Source organism: Cryobacterium sp. TMT3-29-2 (assembly GCF_004564305.1).
In the GTDB taxonomy this organism is placed as follows: Bacteria; Actinomycetota; Actinomycetes; order Actinomycetales; family Microbacteriaceae; genus Cryobacterium; species Cryobacterium sinapicolor.
This window is the reverse complement of the sequence record NZ_SOGK01000007.1, coordinates 1-4,736: the sequence shown is the minus strand read 5'-3', so window position 1 is coordinate 4,736 and position 4,736 is coordinate 1. Positions and strand designations below refer to the sequence as shown.

Annotated in this window: 4 protein-coding genes and 1 pseudogene; 2 read left to right on the top strand and 3 right to left on the bottom strand. The window is 63.5% G+C overall.

The genetic code is table 11. The annotated features are described in order from the left end of the window. Window positions 1-610, top strand: a 610-nt coding sequence (locus E3O67_RS00410; protein WP_135101370.1) for an RNA polymerase sigma factor RpoD/SigA, incomplete at its 5' end; no start/stop codon positions are given. A 103-nt stretch (window positions 611-713) separates the two neighbouring features. Here E3O67_RS00410 and E3O67_RS00405 read toward each other — a convergent pair. Further along, window positions 714-1,956: pseudogene (locus E3O67_RS00405) on the bottom strand (IS256 family transposase). 150 nt (window positions 1,957-2,106) lie between these two features. On the opposite strand from E3O67_RS00405, the gene E3O67_RS00400 reads away from it, so the two are divergent. Further along, entirely contained in the window at window positions 2,107-2,706 is a 600-nt protein-coding gene (locus E3O67_RS00400; RefSeq protein ID WP_135101368.1) for a DUF1349 domain-containing protein, read from the top strand. Window positions 2,707-2,779: 73 nt separating this feature from the next. Here the strand turns inward: E3O67_RS00400 and E3O67_RS00395 are convergent, their stop codons facing one another. Together E3O67_RS00395 and E3O67_RS00390 are read right to left on the bottom strand one after the other, a co-directional pair. Further along, window positions 2,780-3,895 carry an IS30 family transposase gene (locus E3O67_RS00395; protein ID WP_206750553.1) on the bottom strand — a complete coding sequence of 372 codons (1,116 nt, stop codon included), beginning with the start codon at window positions 3,893-3,895 and terminating at the stop codon, window positions 2,780-2,782. Window positions 3,896-4,190: 295 nt separating this feature from the next. Beyond that, a partial coding sequence (locus tag E3O67_RS00390) for a hypothetical protein (protein ID WP_135101366.1) occupies window positions 4,191-4,736 on the bottom strand: 546 nt, incomplete at its 5' end.

Genomic DNA, 4,736 nt, shown 5'->3' with positions numbered 1-4,736 from the left:
GGACGGCAACATCGGCCTCGTCCGCGCGGTCGAAAAGTTCGACTTCACAACCGGCTACAAGTTCTCAACCTATGCCACGTGGACGATCCGCCAAGCCATCCACCGCGGCGTAACTGACAAGTCCCGCCTGATCCGGATCCCCGTCCACACCGCCGAGGAGCTCAACAAGATCAAGCGCATCCGCCGCGACCTTGCGAGTTCCCTCGGGCGGGAACCCACTGTCAAGGATCTCGTGGCTGCCACCCAGCTCCCGGCAAAGGAAGTGTCCCGGTTGCTCGACTATGACCGCGAACCCATTTCCTTGGACATGCCGATCGGTGACGGTGTGGGTGACATCTCCGAACTCATCCAAGACTGCGACCTGCCTGAGCCCGAGGAATACGCGACCCTCACCCTACGCCGGGCCGATATCAACTTTCAGCTCCATCAGCTGCCGCCCCGGGAATTGGCCATCCTAACTGCCCGGTTCGGACTCGACGGCGACGAGCCGCACACCCTCGAACAAATTGCCGTGCTCCAAGGCGTCACTCGGGAACGCGTCAGACAACTTGAAAAACGCGCCCTCGCGCTCCTGCGGGTACCCCGACTCGAACACTACCTCTACGACTAACCCTGGCAAGGAAGCGCAACCCCGAGGTCGGTTTCCCATCCCGGGGGGAAGGGTCAAGTCCAAATGTGTGGTGTAACGCGTTTGCCGCGTGATTCTTGGATTTCTAGGCGCTGAGGGCGCCGAGTTCGGTTGCGGGTTCCTCCTTCTCGGTCGGGACGAGGGTGAGGCGTGAGCGGCTGAGGACGTCGAGGCCGAGGTAGCGGCGGCCCTCGATCCATTCGTCGTGTTGTTCGGCCAGGACCGCGCCGACGAGCCGGATCAGGGAGCCGCGGTCGGGGAAGATCCCCACGACGTCCGTGCGGCGGCGGATCTCGCGGTTGAGACGTTCCTGGGGGTTGTTGGACCAGAGCTGACGCCAGATCTCCTTCGGGAAGCCGGTGAAGGCGAGCACGTCCGCCCGGGCCGCCTCGAGGTGGGTGGCGACCGCGGGGAGCTTCTCCTCCAGTGCGTTCAGGACCCGGTCGAACTGGGCGTGGACGGCGTCCGCGTCGGGCTGGTCATAGACGCAAGTGGAGCAGGGTCTTCACCCACGGCCAGCTGGACTTCGGGGTCGCGGACATCAGGTTAGCGGCGTAGTGGGTGCGACAGCGCTGCCAAGTCGCGCCGGGCAAGGTCGCCCCGATGGCGGCCACGAGGCCGGCGTGAGCGTCGCTCGTGACGAGTTTCACGCCGGTGAGGCCGCGGGCGGTCAGGTCGCGGAAGAAGCCGAGCCAGCCGGCGCCGTCTTCGGCGCTGGTGACCTGCAAGCCCAGGATCTCGCGGTGCCCGTCCTTGTTCACGCCCGTCGCGAGGAGCGCGTGGACGTTGGCGACACGGCCGCCCTCGCGCACCTTCAGTACCAGGGCGTCGGCGGCCACGAACGTGTAAGGGCCGGCGTCGAGGGGTCGGGTGCGGAACTGCTCGACCTGTTCGTCGAGGTCCTTGGCCATGATCGACACCTGCGACTTCGAGAGGCGAGTGATGCCGAGGAACTCGACGAGTTTCTCCATCCGCCTCGTCGACACCCCGAGCAGGTAGCAGGTCGCCACGACGCTGGTCAGGGCGGCCTCGGCGCGGCGGCGGCGCTCGAGGAGCCAGTCCGGGAAGTAGGTGCCGGTGCGCAGCTTCGGGATCGCGACGTCGAGGGTGCCGGTGCGGGTGTCGAAATCCCGGTGCCGGTAGCCGTTGCGGGAGTTGACCCGGTCGGCGGAGACTTGGCCGTATTCGGCGCCGCAGACGGCTTCGGCCTCGGCGCTCATCAGCGCGTTGATGAACGTGGTCAGCATCTGCCGCATCAAGTCCGGCGAGGCTTGCTCGAGTTGTTCGGACAGGAAACGGGCAGGGTCAATAAAATGGGGTGCGGTCATCGCGTGTACTCCTTCGGAAAAGACTTGATCGGTCTTTCCAAGAATCACGCGGTGGCCGCCTCACATCGGTGCAACACGCCCATCAGGGCCGGGGGTTACACCACGCTATTGGACGCAACCCGGCGTTAACAGGTGGGAAGAAGGAATTCAATGAACGTAGCTGTGCCGGGGGTTCCTCCGCTCGAATGGGTCAACGGCCAGGCACTTGCCGAGACGCCTGCAACCGGCGTCCTCGTCGTCACCGCTGCCGCAGGCGCTGACTGGACCAACGACGCCTTCGGCGGACCCCAACAACACGCAGCGTCCTTGCTCGGATTCGTCCCATCAGGAGACTTTGCCTTCTCCGGTCGCGCTCGGGTCCTGACCGAACGAACAACTTTCGACGCTGCCGTCCTGGCGATCTGGGGCGACAGCGACCATTGGGCCAAGCTGTGTTTCGAATACTCACCTCAGGGCCAAGCCATGGTCGTGTCTGTGGTGACAAACGAGTACTCGGACGACTGCAACTCAACAGTTGTCTCCGATGACTCGGTCTACCTTCGCGTTGTTCGCTCCGGGTTGGGTTGGGCCTTCCACTCTTCCGCCGACGGTCACAATTGGGTTTTCGTGCGCGTCTTCCGCCTCGCTTACGACGGCCCCATGCGTGTGGGCTTTCTTGCGCAGGCCCCCATGGGAGACCAGTGCGTCGCCGAGTTCAAGAACATCACCTACAGCACCAATGTGCCGGCAGATTTCCGAAACGGTAGCTAATTCCGCAGGTCGCCAGACCGCACTAAAGACACCGCAGCGCAGGCGTTTTCAATCGACGAACAACGATACGTCGCTAGGTGCGCTCGTCGAGCGCCGACGTCGTCCCGGATGTCTCGAAACTTATGGGCGAATTCAAACGGTGGAAGCAACAGGGCCTAATTCCTTCCTCGAGACTAGCTCGCTGAGCAAATCGGCTGGGGTGCGGCGTTTGAGGGTTTTGCGGGGCCGCTCGTTGAGCGCTGTGGGCGTTGGGGTCGGTGCCTTTCGGAAAGTACTGTCGCAGTAGGCCGTTGGTGTTCTCGTTCGAGCCGCGCTGCCAGGGTGAGGCCGGGTCACAGAAGAAGATCGGAACCCCGGTGGCTGTGCTGATCTCCACGTGCCGGGCCAGCTCGGTTCCTTGGTCCCAGGTCAACGACCGCCGCAGAGGCTTGGGTAACAGTCCCAGGGCGTCGATGAGTCCGTCGTGGAGTTCAGTGGAGTTGTGGCCGTTGGGCAGATGCACCAAGACGACGAACCGGGTCGTGCGTTCAACCAAGGTCGCGATCGCCGATCCCGAGGCCGACCCGACGATCAGGTCTCCCTCCCAATGACCGGCTACTAGACGGTCGTTGGCCTCTTCGGGCCGTTCGCTCAGCATCACCTTGTCGCGGATTTTGCCCGCCGCGTTCAGCTGTGTGCCCCGTGGTTTCCGGGCGGATCGGCCCCGTCGCAGGTGCCGGTGCAGGCGCACTCCAACGTAACCGCGGCCGTGAACGTAGAGGCTTTGATAAATCGACTCGTGCGAGACCTGGAGCTCGGCCTGGCCGGCGAACACGACCGCGAGGTCGTCACTGATCTGCTGCGGACTCCAGTTCTTCCGCAACCGATCCTCAACGACAGCGGCAAGCTGCCGGTCGTCGAGCTTGCTCGGCTTGGGCCGGCCGGCTCTGATCACGCAGCGCTTCTGCGCGGCGTAAGGCCGGTAGCTGCGCGTTGTTGGGTGGGAATTGCGGCGCAGCTCCCGGCTGATCGTCGACGCGGAGCGCCCCAGATCCCGTGCGATCGCGCGCACGCCGGCACCTCCCAACCTCAGATCCGCGATACGCAGACGCTCCTCCTGGCCCAAGTAGCGCCCCGACGACGCCACGGCCGGAACGGGTATTCGCCCGCCGGCGGCCTTGATCCACCGGTATCCCTGTCTGCGATTCACTCCGATAGATTCACACGCGGCCGCCGCCGACATGCCCTCGCGGACCCGATCCCAGAACAAGTTCTCGCGATCCTTCAACACCACTCTCGACGCCATCAACAACACCTCACTCATACGGTGTTGCTACGACCCCTTGAAGCCGCCGATGGCTTTTGATACACAGCGTTTGAGAGACACAGCACCAACCGACGACGAGCATGAAAGCCGAACAGGGCGAACCCGCAGCGCACGCTGGAACCCTAGTCGCGCCATTGGCCGCGGCCACATCGCGTGGGGCTAAGGCGACGCGGCCGGATTAGTGTTCTGTCCAGCATCCCAGGATGGCAGTAGCTACTTGATACGAGAATGCGGTTCGGGTGACGCCATGCGGCCCGACCTTATCCGTCAATTTACTGGCGTCAACTTGTAACGTCATGTTGTCTTTGACAAAGACGACCACGCCGTCTGTGGTTTCGTAAGCAGGTAATCCGAGATTCGCGAGTCCTTCAATGGGTTGGACTGGGGCAAGGGTTTCTTGCATTGTGTCGAAGTAGCTGCGGGCGGCCGCTGCGTCCGAGGATTCCTGCACCGAGATCACGAATTCTCCATCAGTCAGATGGTATTTGCAGGTGTATTGGCGTGTGATCCAGCTGTCGACGGAGTGTGGCGGGGTGGCGAGAGCCAGCGCACGTGTGATGTTGTCGCGTGTTTCGGTGCCACAAATCATCTGTGATGCTGCGGACGGTCCTGCCTCACCGCTGCCTGCCGAGCTCGACTGCGGAATCGGGGAGGCCGATGTGCCTGGCATGGACATTCCGGGCGCCATTGTGTTTACGGCGCCGGAGGAGGTGGTGGCGCATCC

What these genes read in the sequence shown, in the direction of transcription:
- E3O67_RS00400 (WP_135101368.1), top strand. Translation starts at nt 2,107, where the DNA reads ATGAACGTAGCTGTGCCGGGGGTTCCTCCGCTCGAATGGGTCAACGGC.